The sequence below is a fragment of the Arcticibacter eurypsychrophilus genome, assembly GCF_001730525.1.
Classification (GTDB): Bacteria; Bacteroidota; Bacteroidia; order Sphingobacteriales; family Sphingobacteriaceae; genus Arcticibacter; species Arcticibacter eurypsychrophilus.
Genome location: NZ_MDFN01000001.1, coordinates 1 through 15,783, shown reverse-complemented (window position 1 = coordinate 15,783; position 15,783 = coordinate 1). Strand labels below are relative to the sequence as shown.

Sequence of the window (15,783 nt, the reverse complement as noted above, 5' to 3'; positions counted from 1 at the left end):
TTAGCTAATCTTCTTCTTGCTACCAGGGCTCATAATTAACTCACGGAAATTGGATAATTTGTAGTTGGTAAATTTGATGCTGTGGTTTTTTTTTCGATAAATCCGAGCAATTCTTTTCTTGGCAGCTTTCGGTGTATTATAGCCAAAAGAGATTCCTGTGCAAATCTTCGATTGAATAATGACGGACGTGCTCTTCTGGTTCTTTTGGCCCCGTGAAATTAACGTTTATCGAAGCCACTCCTTTCGCAAGACCAGGTGTTTGTTTAACGGTAAAAAGATACTTAATTGTAGAAATTCTTCCCAAGCCAGATAAGACTTTTGATTTTAATGATGAGGATGAATATAATAAATGGCAGGGCTTTTTAATAAACATGTTACGTGTTTGATGCTCCCTGGATACTCCATCGGTTTGTAATGCTTGCTTTAAGTTAAAGAGTAACGCTATTCTTGATCTTTATATCGAGCGATTTATTAATGAGGTAAATTATCTGCTTCGTGCTGGTTTAATTAAGAAATATAGAACCGAAGAAGTGAATCATACCGCTTTAAAGGGTAGGCTGTTACTGCAGAAGCATATTATCAAAAATGTGGTTCATAAAGAACTGTTTTATATATCGAAAGCTACCTATGACCGGGATCACATACTCCACCAAATTTTGGGTAAAGCGATTAAGATCTTACCGCTGATTTGTAATAATCAGTATCTGCTTTCACAATGTTATCAGTTGCAACTTCATTTCGCTGATGTGAAAGATCTGAAAGTAGATGCCTCAACGTTTGATAAATTAATATTTGATCGGAAATCTGAATCATATAAGTCTGCGATTCAAATTGCTAAACTGTTCTTGCTCAACTATCGTCCGGATATAAGTTCTGGTTCTTCTCATTCCATTGCTATTCTGTTTGATATGAATAAATTATGGGAAGAATACATTTACAGGATGTTGCAAAAAGCAAATGACGGCACACTGGTGATTTATAACCAACGCTCTACTAAGTTTTGGAATCACCAATCTACGCATAGGTATCTAAAACCGGATATCGTGATTGAAAAGGCAGTTATTTCTGGCGAAAAGGAATTTGTGGTGATTGATACAAAATGGAAAAACATTTGTAACCAGGTAAAAAATGTAGGTATGGATGATCTTAGGCAGATGTTTGCCTATCACCATTATTTTGATGCGGCTAAGTGCTACTTATTGTTCCCAGGTGAAGCAGATTTACAGGAAGGTGGTTTTGCCAATGTGAGCTACTTTAAGAAAAGTGATTTAGGGGAGAAAGCGTGTGGTATTATTGTATCGGATGCTTGGGTAAGTAATGAGGGGACAGGGTTTTTGATTAAAGAGATAGGGGTGAATATTTTAAGGGGGTTAGGGTTGTTGTAAGGTTTGGAGGCTGTGATATTAGCCTCTGATTTTATAACCAGGTATGATTAGGGCGCTTACTCTTTCTATGCTAAGTGACATTCCAGTAAAGTGGCTACTATTAGCAGAACGAACTATTCTTACTTTGGCATCAGGAGTAAAACCAGCCTTGGCTATTTCATAAACAGCTTTTTGATCATTAATTGATTTCTGAGAAGATCTGTTCATATTGTTCTATTATTTTTACTACGTCTAATGCTTTCGCTTTGGGTATCATAAAGATAGCGCTATTTTCCTTATTACCAAAAACCTCAAAGTGATGTATAAAGGTACGGCGCAAAACTTCTTTATAAACTTGGTAACGCTTATTATTTGAATTTAAAGTTTCATCCGGTAAGTTTGCGGCAAGAAATCCCCATACATTATTGCCTGTTTGGTTATTTACCTCAAGCATAATGTCTAGTATTGTTCCTCCAATTACACCAAATGAATTCTGTCGGGTCAGCATCCGATAACGCAAGTCCTGTATGTCATATAAGGAATTAAATTTTGGCGTTAAATTTAGCTTAGGATAATAATCCAGCGTCATCAATCCATTTTCATAGGTTTTTACAGATACGATATACTTGATGCAACATTTCGAGTTATGTCTGTAAAAACGGTAAATATATTCCTTAAGGTAACTTTCCTTATCAATGAATCGGTTTCTCTTGATTTGTACTAATTTATATTCTAAAGACGTATCAAACATTATCTTTAATTGAATGTGTAATTGTGCTGCAAATAGTCGAATAGGTAAGTTCAAATTTAGCAATTTGACATACAATCTGAAATGAAAATTACGGAAGGTACTAATAGAAAAGTAAAAGGCTATTCCATTATCATTTAAAGTGGGGTCCTTTTGTATTCACCAAATTGGCTCGATCTTCATAGCTAGCAAAAGCTCACTCACGTTTATACATATTTGATGCAATGCGAAGGATATGTAATATATAGTCCGCAAATCTGCGGAGAAAAATGAATATATTTACCGCATAATCCCCAATGATATGTACATACATCAGTTAAAAGGCTGGCCTTCGTTCAATTGGGATACCGAAGCGATACATGTTCGTTTAGGTGAAGTACGACACCGCCAGGGACGTATATTAGGATTAATGAGTTCGGCTGGTTTCAAGTTACAGGAGAATGCAGTATTAGACACCTTAACATTGGATGTTACTAAATCAAGCGAGATAGAGGGAGTGAAGCTTAACACCGATCAGGTAAGATCTTCTATAGCACGCAGGCTGGGTATTGAATTAGCAGGGGCAGTGCCTACCGACCGGAATGTAGAAGGGGTGGTTGAAACGATGTTAGACGCAACTCAAAGGTATTCTGATGATTTAACTGCAAATCGATTATATGATTGGCACGCTGCTTTATTCCCAACTGGAAGGAGTGGGATGCATAAAATCACGGTTGCTGCTTGGCGCACTCCTGAAGCGGGACCAATGCAAGTGGTATCAGGGGCAATGGGTAAAGAGAAGATTCACTTTGAGGCTCCCAAGGCTGAACTATTATCGGCAGAAATGAACTCGTTTTTGAATTGGTTTAATGCTGCACCAACTATCGATCTGGTATTGAAAGCAGCAATAGCGCATTTATGGTTTGTGACGATACATCCATTTGATGACGGCAACGGTCGTATAACCCGGGCTATTACCGATATGCAACTCGCGCGTGCCGACGGAACTTCCAAGCGTTTTTACAGTATGTCTGCGCAAATATTACAGGAAAAAGCTACATACTACGATATGCTGGAACAAACCCAGAAAGGTGATCTGGATATAACCCCTTGGTTAAGCTGGTTTTTAGATTGTTTGTTTCACGCCATGGATCACACGGAAGAAACATTATCTGCCGTTGTAAACAGAACTCATTTTTGGGAAAAGAACCGTGGAGTTTCGTTAAATAGCCGTCAGCAATATATGGTTAGTGTACTACTCGATGAATTTTACGGAAAGCTAACAAGTTCAAAATGGGCTAAGATGACCAAGAGTTCTCCGGATACTGCGCTAAGAGATATACAAGATCTAATAGAAAAAGGCATATTAGAAAAAGAAACTGGTGGAGGACGAAATACAGCCTATAGTTTGATACGAACTTAAGGGTGACATTTTTTGATAAATATAAAGATGCTATGCCATTACAAGAAGGAATCTACGAACAACTAATTACTAAGATTGTCAGTAATAAGCTTGCGAATCTTAAGGAAAACACCTTTTTTATTAGCAGTGTAGCTTTAGATAAGGCAGAAGCCTCTAGATATCTAAGTCAGTATTTATCGGAGACCATAAATTTTGCTTTAAATTCTATAAAGGGCGATGGTGATATCCTCAAGAAAATTGAGATATCGAATCAAATAGTACAGGTACTTATTCGTGAACTTCCAGACTTGACATTATCAAATAATCTGATCGAGAATGAAGGCAAGCTTTTACAAGCGGTTTTTAATCAAGTGGACTTTCCTTATCCCAATCTAGCCGAAAGGATTAAACAGATTATGCCTTATACCAGGTTAAGCCAGAGTGAGCTTTTCACTGGAAGTAACTCCGGATTATCCCTGGAAAGTGAGATCAAGAAAGAAATCCTTTCTTCTGATGAGATTTGCTGGCTGGTGAGCTTTATCAAATTCTCGGGTATTCGAATTTTTAAGCAGGAATTGGAGGAGTTTACTAATAGTGGTCGGAAACTTAGAATCATAACCACCACCTATATGGGGGCGACAGATGTGAAGGCGGTAGAGTTTCTTGCTGGTTTAAAAAATACGGAGATCAAGGTCTCCTACAATACTGCGCATGAACGTTTACATGCCAAGGCTTATCTGTTTCTACGGAACTCCAGTTTCGATACTGGATATATTGGTTCCTCGAATATTTCCAGGTCTGCTTTAACGAATGGGCTGGAATGGAATTTAAAGGTCACCACTAAAGAAGTTGGCCATATCATTGATAAGTTTAAAAAGACGTTTGACACCTATTGGGAAGATAAGGAATTTGAACATTATAAGCTCGGAGAGGACAAAGCGCGTTTACAAGGTGCAATTTCAAAAGAAAGCAACAATGCTGTTGGAATCACTGCCTTTTTTAATCTGGATCCATATCCTTATCAGACAGAGATCCTGGAAAAGCTGGCGACAGAGAGAACGATTCATCAGCGGTATAAAAATTTGCTTGTAGCGGCAACCGGTACCGGAAAGACAGTCATTTCGGCTTTTGACTATAAACGATTTAAAGATAAATCTTCTCGTTCCAGGCTTTTATTTATCGCACATAAAAAAGAGATTCTGATTCAGGCTCAAGAAACTTTTCGTCATGTGTTAAGGGATGCAAACTTTGGGGAGCTATGGGTGGATGGCTTGGAGCCTGCTTCGTATGATCATGTGTTTGCATCTGTGCAGACTTTAAATAATCGAATTGAACAGCTTCAGTTATCAGCATCGTTTTACGATTTTATCATCATAGATGAGGTTCATCATATCTCGGCAAGTAGTTATAGACCAATTTTAGAGAAATTTGAACCTCAGATCTTGCTAGGATTGACAGCCACGCCGGAAAGGATGGATGGTGACAATATTCTGAGAGACTTCTGTCATGTTATTGCTGCAGAGATTAGACTTCCTGAGGCCATGAATAGGAAACTTCTTTGTCCCTTTCAGTACTTTGCTGTTTCAGATACCATAGATCTTGATACAGTGGCTTGGAAGAATGGTCGTTACGAAAGTAAAGAGCTAACAAAAATATACACTAAAGATGATCGGCGTGTCGCAGAGATTCTATCTAACTGTGATAAATACCTCACCGATTTAAATGAGGTCAGGGCATTAGGTTTTTGCGTAAGTACGGAACATGCGCGTTATATGGCTGAAAAGTTTATATATGCAGGTTTAAAGGCTGATTATTTAACGGGTGAAAATGCCAAAGAACATAGGGCATCAGCCAAATCACGTTTACGAAATAAAGAGATCAATTATCTTTTCGTCGTTGATATTTTTAATGAAGGGGTAGATGTGCCTGAATTGGATACGGTTTTGTTTTTAAGACCAACAGAGAGTTTAACCATCTTCTTGCAGCAATTAGGGAGAGGGTTAAGATTAGCAGAAGGTAAAGATTGCCTTACGGTTTTAGATTTCGTTGGTCAGGCTAGAGCAGAATACGACTTTGAACATAAGTTCAGGTCCTTAGTTGGAAAAACGCATACGTCAATTCTTAAAGAAATTGAAGATGATTTTCCACACCTTCCGCTAGGATGTTCTATTATATTAGAGAAAAAGGCAAAGGAAGTCATTTTGCAAAACATCCAAAAGGCGTTCAACTTAAACAGGAACCAACTGATTTCGAAGATCGTTAATTTCAGTCACCAATCTACTCTGGTTTTGAATCTAGCAAATTTTACTGCTTTCTACCGGTTGGAACTGGCTCAAATTTACAAAAGAGGAAGTTGGAAGATGTTATGTGCCGATGCCGGGATAATTCCTCCATTTACGGAGCCATATGAAAGGGAGATTAGCCGTTGTATTAAACGGTTGATGCAGGGGAATTCGATTAGTTATTTTCGGTTTATCCAAAGACTAATTGCTGGAAGATTCGTTTTGATGGATGCTACTGAAGAGGAGCAACTCTTTCAGCTCATGTTTCACTATGATGTCTGGCTTGATGCCGGGCCTAAGTTTCAATTTGGTTCTTTGGAAGAAAGTCTAACAGCGCTGTTGACGAGTCCTGTTATGGTTTAGGAACTGGAAGAGGTCCTGGCAATATTAATTAATAGAGTGGACTTTATAGAAAAGGATATTGAGCTTCATTACGAAATGCCCTTACGGATGCATAGCCGGTATAACCGTGATGAAATTCTGACTGCTTTACATTTTCATCACTTTGATAAAAAGTCGTCAAATAGGGAAGGTGTTGCTTTAAATAAAGAACTGAAAACTGAGGTATTATTCGTGACATTGAAGAAATCTGAAAAGGAGTATTCGCCAACTACATTGTATGATGATTATGCTATCAGTGAATCGCTTTTTCATTGGCAGTCTCAGAATAGAGCATCTCCTGATAATGCATCGGGTCAAGCTTATATCTCGCAACATATTCTTGGAAGAACTATATTGATTTTTGTACGGGAGCAGAATGAGGATGAGTTTGGAAATATCATGTCTTATGTATTTTTAGGGAAGGCTGATTTTATGAGAACAAGTGGTCAGAAGCCAATGAACGTGGAATGGAAGCTTCAGGAGCCTATGCCTGCTTATATTTGGAAAGAGAGTGGGAAGTTGGCGGTAGGGTAATCTAAAAAAGGAATTGGAAGAATCAGTATAAAAATATTTGAGTGCCTTTTCTCGACTGAAACGAGCAAATACAATTTATTGGAGGGCGCCTCATAAGCCTGTCTTATTGTTAAGCATCATTGAATTAATAGAGAAAGGCCTAGTAGTAAGAAACGTTATTAAAGTCAATGCGGATTTAGTCGGTACATTCAAAGAGAATTGGCAATTATTGGTGCCAACTTCACATCAGGCAGATTTTACTCAACCTTTTTTCTATTTACAGAGTGAAAAAGTAGCGGGCTCACAAATTTGGTTTTTGTAAGCTTATCCGGGATGTCAGATTAATGGGCACATTAAATCCGTAACCACCTTAGCGGCAGTATGTGCCTATGGTGACTTCGCTGATGAGTTATTTCTCTTATTGACAGATAAACAGGCGAGACATACTTTTCAACATTTACTTCTAGATATCTATTTTTCTGAACATAAAGCTAGTTACTTAGTAATGAAGCATACGGGCGAGGGTTATTTACATAATCAAATTTCAGATGTATTAAATGAACCTGAAGCACAATATAAACATGTAAGTATTCATACAGAGGAAGATAGATTCGTTCGTAGTGGTCTTTTTAAACAATTGGTCACAAAAATTTATGACAATCATATATATCCAACTAAACTAGGAACATTTGTATTGCGACTGCTTTAGAAGCCTTTATAGCCAGCAAGGAGTTAAAAACATTTGGCGTTCTTATCTTTTTTGATGTCAAGAGGTACATTTAAGGGCTTCATCAAAAGAAATTCCATCACATACCGCTTTGAAGGGTAGGCTGTTACTACAGAAGCATATCATTAAAAATGTGGTGCATAAAGAACTGTTCTATATATCAAAAACTACTTATGATCGGGATCATGTACTCCACCAGATTCTGGGTAAAGTGATTAAGATTTTACCACTAATTTGTAATAATCAGTATCTGCTTTCACAATGTTATCAGTTGCAACTTCAATCGCTGACGTGAAGGATCTGAAAGTAGATGCCTCAACCTTTGATAAAATGATATTTGATCGGAAATATGAATCATATAAATCTGCGATTCAAATTGCTAAATTGTTCTTGCTCAACTATCGCCCCGATATAAGTTCTGATTCTTCTCATTCAATTGCTATTCTGTTTGATATGAATAAATTATGGGAGGAATACATTTACAGGATGTTGCAAAAAGCAAATGACGGCACACTGGTGATTCATAACCAACGCTCTACCAAGTTCTGGAACCATCAATCCACGCATCGTTATCTCAAACCTGATATCGTTATTGAAAAGACAGTTATTTCCGGCGAAAAGGAATAAAAAATGTGGGTATGGATGACCTTAGGCAGATGTTTGCCTATCACCATTATTTTGATGCGGTTAAGTGCTACTTATTGTTCCCAGGTAAAGCAGATTTACAGGAAGGTAGTTTTACTAACGTAAGCTACTTTAAGAAAAGTGATTTAGGGGAACAGATGTTTGCCTATCACCATTATTTTGATGCGGTTAAGTGCTACTTATTGTTCCCAGGTAAAGCAGATTTACAGGAAGGTAGTTTTACTAACGTAAGCTACTTTAAGAAAAGTGATTTAGGGGAAAAAGCGTGTGGTATTATTGTATCGGATGCTTGGGTAAGTAATGAGGGTAAAGGGTTTTTGAATAAAGAGATTGGGGTAAATATTTTGAAGGGTTTGGGGTTGATAGGAATTCGGGCTTAGTTGTCTATGCAAAAACATAGCATTTATCTTACACTAATACAGAACAAAACTCCCATATTTACAGTATAATAAATCGCATACACATGCGGTATGATTGAAATTCAAAAAAGAAAGCTCAGCTAAATGGCAAATAAGCATTTTGAAGCGAGATACGAACGCGGCGTTAATAAGATTGACATAGGATTAAATTTATTATTATGGCAAGATGAAGAAATGCATTATGTGTATGCACCAACTCTTGACATAACGGGTTACGGAATATCAGACTTAGCGGCAACAGAATCCTTCGAATTTAATTTACAACAGTTTATAGATTACACTGCGAATAAAAAAACTCTTTTTGATGAGCTTGAAAAGCTTGGATGGACAGTAAATAAAAAGAAGGGGCGTATTCATGCTCCGGAAGAAAAAGATTTACTTGAGGACAATGAAACATATAGAGAAGTATTAAATCGTCCTGGAGTAAGCACTAAGACGAAGCAAGTTGCAATGGCTTTATAATTATAAGCCTGCATGAGCACTCGACACCTAAGAAATATCACCATATCGAAATTTGAATCCTTTTTAGAGCTTACTCATTGTAAATTCATTAAGAATGAAAAGGGCCATAATAAATATTTTCGGTCAGATTTAAATCGGCCTATAATCTTCCAAAGCCATATTGACCCAATCCCAGAGTTTATAGTAAAGAATTTACTTCGATTACTGAATTATTCAAGAGATGACTTTTACGACATTCTTGAAGGAAAGAAGAAAGTAGTAAAGGTAGATGATTCTTATAGCTGTGAAGAGGTAGAATAGTACAATGCTATTATGGGATTAGGAAAAACAATTAGAGAAGTTGGCGCGGCAGAATTGTATCATCCGGAGCCTGACGTATTTTTGCAGCGGGTATCCGACACTTTTCAAGTTAACATAAGTGAGTTTTATATAGATGGGAATGAGCAGAATTTCACTTGCACTACTTCAGCATATTCAGAATCCATATCAGTTCATGAATAAACGAGACTCCTCTTACTAGGAATCAAGGTAGATAGATTGAAATTATGGAGATGTATGATAGATATGTGAAGTCTGTAAAGCATACCAATAGTGATGTATCAATTTGATGAAATGCTATTATGAATATTGAAAGGAATGTAAATTTTATGATGAGTTTGTTGCATAATCCTGATGCAATAGCTGCCAGATTGTTTTTGGGTAATGATGATAATGAGCTGATTAACTGGAAGAGAACGGCTATAGTAAAAGATCTGCCAAAAGTCTTTTATATGATACAAATACACTCACATCGAGACCAGCATGGGAGACCGAATTTAAACTTAAGGGCTGACTTGATCTCGTTAAAATTGCTGCGTTTTTTTAACTATTTTTGTTATGTGATTCAAATTAAACATCTTTAACTTATGGAAATGAAACACGAAAGAAAGATGGCTATGGTGGTTAACCAGGTAAAAATGGAGGACGAAGATAGTCTTGATGTTTTATTTTGGCTGAGTAAAAGTGCTTCCGAGAGGCTTTCTGAAGTGAGCCGTCTACGTAAGAATTATTTTACCTGGGCAGATGGCCAATTTCCTGAAAAAATGGTGAAAGTTGTACACCAGAGAAGACTATGATATTTGAACAGGATTTCATAGATTTTATCGAGCTACTTAATGTGCATCGTGTTGAATATATGATAGTAGATTGAAACTGCATGGAAAACTCCGGAGGAAATGGGGAAACGTATTGTAGTGATGATGTTTATACTTCATGATAATGGATGGAGGTTGTCACCCGCTTTTGATATGGAGGCTGTGATTTTAGAGGTTAAAAATGCGGTTGCGAAGTGGAAGGTCATGGCTAATGAAACAGGTATAGCTAGGTCTGAGCAGGTTTAACATTGATTCCCTGTGTGGTTAAATTATTTACACCCAATAACGCTGCACAAAGTTGTTATATTGCAAAGGAGTTTATCTGTAGTGAATTAGCTAGAGAGTTTGATTTGAATACACCTGACAGTTATCTTGTAGACCTAAATGATCAGAGAACGCTATGGTTTTTGAACAGGACTTTATAGATTTTAATCAAATTAAGGTACTCTACGAATCTGAAAAATCTATTTTTTCATTAGATTTAACCTTTGCAGTATAATCGATTTTATGCGATCATTCGCAATCAAATTTTAATATATGAAATTTCAAGTTTAGGAAGGTGAGTGTAGTCGATTAACATCGTGTTGATTACTTGGTTGTTGGTGCTGCTATCTTATGATTATAAAGATATGTTGTTTATTTACAACAAGTTTATTATTTATGTTGTAAATAAACAACATCATAAAATATAAAAGAACGGTACTTTTTCCAAAACACTAGATTCGATAATCCTTTTGATTATTCCTTGTCGATCCGATATAATCTTCCTTGGTCAGTTATGGAATATAATGCATTGTCAATGCCTTGAATGATATCCCGAAAGCGCTGTCCCTCACTAACCAGAAGCCTTTCTTCACCGGTGACACGGTTGTCTGTGATGACTAGTCTGACAATATGTTGTCCGCTTAGTGCTGCGATAAACAAATTATTTTCCCACTCAGGAATTCGGTTACCACGGTAAAACGTCATTCCACTAGGTGACACTACTGGGTCCCAATAATAAACTGGTTGTTCCATGCCATTTTGCTGCTGGACTGCATTACCAATTGGTTTTCCACTATAGTCAATTCCATAAGTAATGACCGGCCATCCATAATTAGCGCCGGGCCGTATAATGTTTATTTCGTCTCCTCCTCGTGGACCAAGCTCACCCTCCCACAAGTCACCGGTAACCGGATGAATAGCTAGTCCATGCTGGTTTCTGTGACCGCTTGAATAAATTTCAGGCCGTGCATCTGGCTGCCCGATAAAAGGATTACCAGGAGCGGGTTGTCCATCAGTGGTTATTCTGATGATCTTGCCAATTGAAGAGTTTAATGCTTGAGCCTGCTCGCGGATGCCTGGATCAGAACGGTCACCACTGCTTACTAATAGATTTCCAGTCTTATCAAAAATAACCCTGCTACCGTATTGATTTGTGCCTGAATAAGCTGGTGTAGCTCGGTAGATGACAGTTACGTTTTCCATGCTTGTTTCATTAGCCGAGATTCGACCTTTCGCAATTGCCAGGAGGTTGCCATCCGGACGGCTTTCGGAAAATGACCAGTAAACCATACGACTAGTTGCAAATGCGGGATCGATACACAAGCCGAGTAAGCCGCCCTGGCCATTGCTGTTTACGGCAGGGATACCTTGCAGTGGGGCGCCTATCTGTCCGGAAGTGGTTACTACCCGCATATTGCCTGCTTTTTCGGTAATTAGGAACTTTCCGTCTGGAAGCGCAGCAATTCCCCATGGGCTGGTTAAGGAAGATGTAAGTATAGTAAATCGAAAGCTTGAGGTTGTTTTAACTGCACTGATCCTGGTCTGCCCTACAAAAGAGGGTTGATAGGTAGAATTTGGCGGATCGGTTTCAACCGAAGTGACGGGTGTTATTGTTTCTGGCGTTGGGGTTGTTGTTTCCGAATTTTTATTTTTACAGGATGTCGCCAGTATGAAGCAACTGGCTAGGCAAATGAGGATGTGGTTTTTCATATGAGACAGTTTTAATTTCAGGCACATACTACTCTGTACAAAGGTCGTACCTAAAGTTCTGACAGCGAGGATATAATTTACGGATAATTATATAGTTATTGCTCACTAGTATAGAATATGTTGGTAAGGTTGCTTTTTTTATAAGCCTGCTATGATCTGATCATGTGTTGTTTATTTACCACATTGATAAGCAAGGATTGGCTTTGAATATTGATGCGGAAAATAATGTGCTGGATTTAAATTTAGCGAAAAGTGTAGCGGCATATTTTAAATTAAAGGCGGAAGAAATGGAGGTTGTGATTTTTGGTGTATAAAATGCTGGACCTCTTGGCTTCACAGAGCAAGTTTTTTTTGGCGGATAATCAACCGATCGAATAACTTTATATCAGATCGCAATTAAGGTCTACTTAATTGGGGTTAGAATATCTCGAAATAGAAATTCAATCTCCCTTAAGAATTTGATATTATTCTTTAAATCTCCTACTTCAATGTTCGTCGGTGCCTGATCTATCAATGTATCTGCAATTATTCTAGTTTGTGTTACCAGGTCTGATGATGAAGATAAGCTAAAGGCCTCACAAGATTTAAAGAATGCTTCGATTTCGTGCGTGTTAATTAAGTAATTCTTCCCGTTTAGGGAAATAATAGGTTTTTGTATTTCTATATTTAGATTGATCGTTTCCATGTTTTTTTATCAGTATGATAGGACAGTATTACTTATGCTTTGAATATGGTATTCTTGCTTTTACTTCCTCTATGATAAAAAGGTTTCATTTTTAGCTTGTGGCGGTCAATAATAGTTGTAAGTATTCTTTTGTGTTCAAACATTATTCGCACGTTTTAGTTATAAACTGAGTTTAATTCCTGTGGTAACTACCTGTTATTCTGCTGAATGATTAAAAAAATATTGCAACCAAAGATGTATCAGGGAGTGTTTGAGTATAGGCTTTTAAATTAGAAAATCATGTTTGGTCAGATATTAGATCTTGTGAAGAATCAGCTAGGCGGTAATCCCGAAGTGGTCAGCACCATTCCTAATGACAAAGTGGATGCGGTTTGTAATGAAGTGGCGGCACATATAAATGATGGCTTAAAAAAACCATGCGGCGGAACAAAGAGGAATAGGCGGGTTGTTATCTTCACTTATCGGTAATTTAGGATCTGGAAGTACAATAACTAACGCCATCTCCGTGGACTGGTAGGCAGCCTTGGCAGTAAGCTAGGATTACCTCCAGCGCCTACAGGTGCAATTGCTGCTGCTTTACCGGGTATCCTTCAGAAGTTTGCTCACAAAGCGAATGATCCCAATGATCAAAGTATTACTTCAGAAAGCCTTTCTAAGTCTTTGGGGGGATTAGGTGGTTTGTTCAAATAAAAATACGATATTCAAGCTATCATCGGTTTATCTAATGAAAAGTGATTGTAAAAATGCGCTAAAGTATTAAGAGGAATGCAAAGCTCTTGGAGGTGCTCCAATTACTCAAGAATACCTTGAGGCAATGTAAAAGAGTTGTGAGAATAAATAATTACTATTGGAATGCTTAGCGATCGTTTTCTGTGTGCTATCTATGAGTGCATGTTATATCTTTAAGAAATCGAGTGTTGATAGTCAACAAAACAATGTAATTACCGAGCGTAGATGGAAGCTGGTTGAACTTGCAGGTAAATCAGTACCTGATAAGCTGAACGGCAAAGAACCATTTATTTTACTTCAGCAAAAAGATGGGCGATTTTTGGCTTCCGGAGGCTTTAATGGAATGCGGGGTAGGTTTACGTTTCAGGACAATGGAAGAATAGAATTTTCTCAGGGTATGTCTACCTGGATGGCTTGCGAAAATATGGAAGTTGAAAATGGTCTTACCAAGGCGTTGATGGATGCTGATAATTACAGTCTTAACGGCGATATTTTATCTCTAAATAGAGCTAGAATGGCACCATTGGCCCGTTTTAAAGTTGTTAGGTAGAGGAAATTAACTCAAATTAGTTAACGATTTTGATGATAAGCTCAGGTTGGCTTTAATCAGGTTAAGGGTATGACGAGTTTGGATTTGACTATTTAAAAAAGTTTTAATTGATCCGCATTTTTATTACCTTTTGGTCTGGTATCCAACTCTCCAAAATTAGATAAAGAGATGCCTAGTAGTCTTACACGGTGAGTTTCTGAAAAAATGATCTTTAACAATTGCTTAGCCGTTGCATTAATTGTTTCTAGGTCAGCAAGTGGGATTGGAAAAGATTTGTTCCTGGTGATCTGTTTGAAATTACTGTATTTAACCTTTAAGGTAATGGTGCGTCCTTTTAAATTCTTTTTTAACAAGCGCTCATAAACCAGTTTGGAGATCTTATCGAGTTCTGCCTCCATCTCTTCCATGGTGCTGAGATCATATGCAAAGGTGTCCTCGGCGGCCAATGATTTGGTTTCTCGATTCGGCTGTACCTCACGGTTATCAATTCCCCTAACTATCTGGTAATAAAATCGGCCTGATTTACCAAAACTTTTGCTCAGTTCGGCTTCGGATAAGTTCTTGAGATCGACGCCAATAAATAATCCCATTTTTTTCATCTTTTCGGAAGTTACCTTGCCCACGCCGTAAAATTTCGCTACAGGTAACTGTTCCATAAAAGCCTCCACAGATGAAGGGCCTATAAACTTCAAGCCATCTGGCTTATTAATATCCGATGCGATTTTTGCCACAAACTTATTGATGGAAACACCTGCCGAGGCGGTTAACTGTAACTCGTTTTTTATGGCGGCTTTGATTCGTCGGGCAATTTCTAAAGCTGAACCGATTTGAAGCTTATCCTGTGTAACATCCAAGTAGGCTTCATCAAGCGATAAGGGTTCAATCAGATCAGTGTACCTACTGAATATCTCCCGTATCCTTTTGGAAACTTCTTTGTAAGCTTCAAATCTGGGACGAACGAATATAGCATGAGGGCAAAGTTTTAAGGCTTGTTTAGAGGGCATAGCAGAGCGAATGCCAAACTTTCTGGCTTCATAACTGGCGGTAGCTACTACACCTCCACGGCCTTCTGGCAGTCCGCCTACTACAAGTGGTTTGCCTCTGTATTCTGGATTGTCCCGTTGCTCTACGGAAGCATAAAAAGCATCCATATCTATATGAATGATTTTTCGATACGTTATTTCCGGGGCTGCTTCCATTTAAATGCAAATATATTGATCATTTAGGGTTTCATTTCTTTCAAAATATTTTGTGTTTGCTTTCTTCACGATTGGGTGTAGTGGAATATTTGATGCCATTGATGTTTTTAAATTCATTAAACCTGTATTATTAAATTTGATATGTTATCCTATTTTAAACGTGTTTAAAAATTTAATCAAATAGATGCTTGTATGCTGGTGTATAGATAATTTATGAATAGGGATCTCTTTTTTTACTAAAAAGCCTGGTTTTATGTCTGGGCATTTGAATTTAATGTATTGTATAGCTGCTTAAATGCGCTTGATGAAGCTGTATTTACAATTTACTGTAATATAATACTTTTCATTTTTTATAGATATCCAGCACTGATTCCTTTTGTTTCGCATCACAGGGAACTATTGTCTGCTGAATTCGCATTTAGGTCGCTTTAAATTAATAAATAATTGAATTATTTTTATCTCCTTAACCCGCTGTGTGATAAGCGTCCCTGCAGGTTTTGTGTGATTTGCACCTGTTTTTCTGTTCAAAGGGCTGCGAAAAACTTGCAGGACTGGGGTATAATGCGCACTTTTGCAATCCCAAAACGAATG

The 15,783-nt window shown here is 37.7% G+C and carries 19 protein-coding genes; 14 read left to right on the top strand and 5 right to left on the bottom strand.

All coding sequences use genetic code 11. The features are described from left to right. Positions 1–392: 392 nt before the first annotated feature. The gene (locus BFL47_RS00095; protein WP_083256909.1) at positions 393–1,385 is read left to right on the top strand and encodes an McrC family protein; all 993 of its coding nucleotides are present in this window, start codon (positions 393–395) and stop codon (positions 1,383–1,385) included. Between the two features lie 18 nt (positions 1,386–1,403). Here the strand turns inward: BFL47_RS00095 and BFL47_RS19435 are convergent, their stop codons facing one another. Both BFL47_RS19435 and BFL47_RS00090 read right to left on the bottom strand, forming a co-directional pair. Then, positions 1,404–1,592, bottom strand: a complete 189-nt coding sequence (locus BFL47_RS19435) for a hypothetical protein (RefSeq protein WP_139125706.1) — start codon at positions 1,590–1,592, stop codon at positions 1,404–1,406. Beyond that, complete coding sequence (locus BFL47_RS00090; RefSeq protein ID WP_069657758.1) at positions 1,564–2,115, bottom strand: hypothetical protein; 552 nt, start codon at positions 2,113–2,115, stop codon at positions 1,564–1,566. Before BFL47_RS00090 ends, BFL47_RS19435 begins: the two co-directional genes overlap by 29 nt. Positions 2,116–2,413: 298 nt before the next feature. Here BFL47_RS00090 and BFL47_RS00085 point away from each other — a divergent pair, with 298 nt between their 5' ends. From BFL47_RS00085 to BFL47_RS19425, 10 genes are all read left to right on the top strand, one after another. Next, on the top strand, positions 2,414–3,514 hold the full coding sequence (locus BFL47_RS00085; RefSeq protein ID WP_069657757.1) for a Fic family protein: 1,101 nt from the start codon (positions 2,414–2,416) through the stop codon (positions 3,512–3,514). A gap of 32 nt (positions 3,515–3,546) precedes the next feature. Then, a complete protein-coding gene (locus BFL47_RS00080) occupies positions 3,547–6,138 on the top strand; it encodes a DEAD/DEAH box helicase family protein (RefSeq protein ID WP_211480906.1) in 2,592 nt (863 codons plus the stop codon). A 3-nt stretch (positions 6,139–6,141) separates the two neighbouring features. Then, on the top strand, positions 6,142–6,690 hold the full coding sequence (locus BFL47_RS19960) for a DUF3427 domain-containing protein (RefSeq protein WP_317042920.1): 549 nt from the start codon (positions 6,142–6,144) through the stop codon (positions 6,688–6,690). Between the two features lie 797 nt (positions 6,691–7,487). After that, positions 7,488–7,691 carry a hypothetical protein gene (locus tag BFL47_RS20430; protein WP_170827231.1) on the top strand — a complete coding sequence of 68 codons (204 nt, stop codon included), beginning with the start codon at positions 7,488–7,490 and terminating at the stop codon, positions 7,689–7,691. Continuing rightward, positions 7,658–8,023: a 5-methylcytosine restriction system specificity protein McrC gene (locus tag BFL47_RS00065; protein ID WP_069657754.1), complete on the top strand. Its 366-nt coding sequence runs from the start codon at positions 7,658–7,660 to the stop codon at positions 8,021–8,023. The genes BFL47_RS20430 and BFL47_RS00065 overlap by 34 nt, the downstream gene beginning before the upstream one ends. A gap of 11 nt (positions 8,024–8,034) precedes the next feature. Then, a complete protein-coding gene (locus BFL47_RS00060) occupies positions 8,035–8,421 on the top strand; it encodes a hypothetical protein (protein ID WP_069657753.1) in 387 nt (128 codons plus the stop codon). Between the two features lie 123 nt (positions 8,422–8,544). Next, the gene (locus BFL47_RS00055) at positions 8,545–8,922 is read left to right on the top strand and encodes a hypothetical protein (protein ID WP_069657752.1); all 378 of its coding nucleotides are present in this window, start codon (positions 8,545–8,547) and stop codon (positions 8,920–8,922) included. A 312-nt stretch (positions 8,923–9,234) separates the two neighbouring features. Then, positions 9,235–9,423 (top strand): hypothetical protein, encoded by a 189-nt coding sequence (locus tag BFL47_RS00045; RefSeq protein WP_069657750.1) that lies wholly within the window; start codon positions 9,235–9,237, stop codon positions 9,421–9,423. A gap of 410 nt (positions 9,424–9,833) precedes the next feature. Beyond that, complete coding sequence (locus BFL47_RS00035) at positions 9,834–10,037, top strand: hypothetical protein (protein WP_211480904.1); 204 nt, start codon at positions 9,834–9,836, stop codon at positions 10,035–10,037. Positions 10,038–10,136: 99 nt separating this feature from the next. After that, the gene (locus BFL47_RS19425; RefSeq protein ID WP_139125704.1) at positions 10,137–10,301 is read left to right on the top strand and encodes a HipA domain-containing protein; all 165 of its coding nucleotides are present in this window, start codon (positions 10,137–10,139) and stop codon (positions 10,299–10,301) included. 492 nt (positions 10,302–10,793) lie between these two features. Here BFL47_RS19425 and BFL47_RS00030 read toward each other — a convergent pair whose 3' ends face one another. Further along, positions 10,794–12,029 (bottom strand): PQQ-dependent sugar dehydrogenase, encoded by a 1,236-nt coding sequence (locus BFL47_RS00030; protein WP_069658019.1) that lies wholly within the window; start codon positions 12,027–12,029, stop codon positions 10,794–10,796. A 164-nt stretch (positions 12,030–12,193) separates the two neighbouring features. Between BFL47_RS00030 and BFL47_RS19660 the strand changes: the two genes are divergently transcribed. From BFL47_RS19660 to BFL47_RS00015, 3 genes are all read left to right on the top strand, one after another. Further along, positions 12,194–12,343 carry a hypothetical protein gene (locus BFL47_RS19660; RefSeq protein WP_170827230.1) on the top strand — a complete coding sequence of 50 codons (150 nt, stop codon included), beginning with the start codon at positions 12,194–12,196 and terminating at the stop codon, positions 12,341–12,343. Between the two features lie 650 nt (positions 12,344–12,993). After that, complete coding sequence (locus BFL47_RS00020; RefSeq protein ID WP_069657747.1) at positions 12,994–13,182, top strand: hypothetical protein; 189 nt, start codon at positions 12,994–12,996, stop codon at positions 13,180–13,182. A 415-nt stretch (positions 13,183–13,597) separates the two neighbouring features. Continuing rightward, the gene (locus BFL47_RS00015) at positions 13,598–13,993 is read left to right on the top strand and encodes an META domain-containing protein (RefSeq protein ID WP_069657746.1); all 396 of its coding nucleotides are present in this window, start codon (positions 13,598–13,600) and stop codon (positions 13,991–13,993) included. 92 nt (positions 13,994–14,085) lie between these two features. On the opposite strand, the gene dinB is transcribed toward BFL47_RS00015, so the two are convergent. Next, positions 14,086–15,192 carry a DNA polymerase IV gene (gene dinB / locus BFL47_RS00010; RefSeq protein ID WP_069657745.1) on the bottom strand — a complete coding sequence of 369 codons (1,107 nt, stop codon included), beginning with the start codon at positions 15,190–15,192 and terminating at the stop codon, positions 14,086–14,088. A 396-nt stretch (positions 15,193–15,588) separates the two neighbouring features. Beyond that, positions 15,589–15,783: hypothetical protein (locus tag BFL47_RS19955; RefSeq protein WP_211480903.1), on the bottom strand; the 195-nt coding region annotated here is incomplete at its 5' end.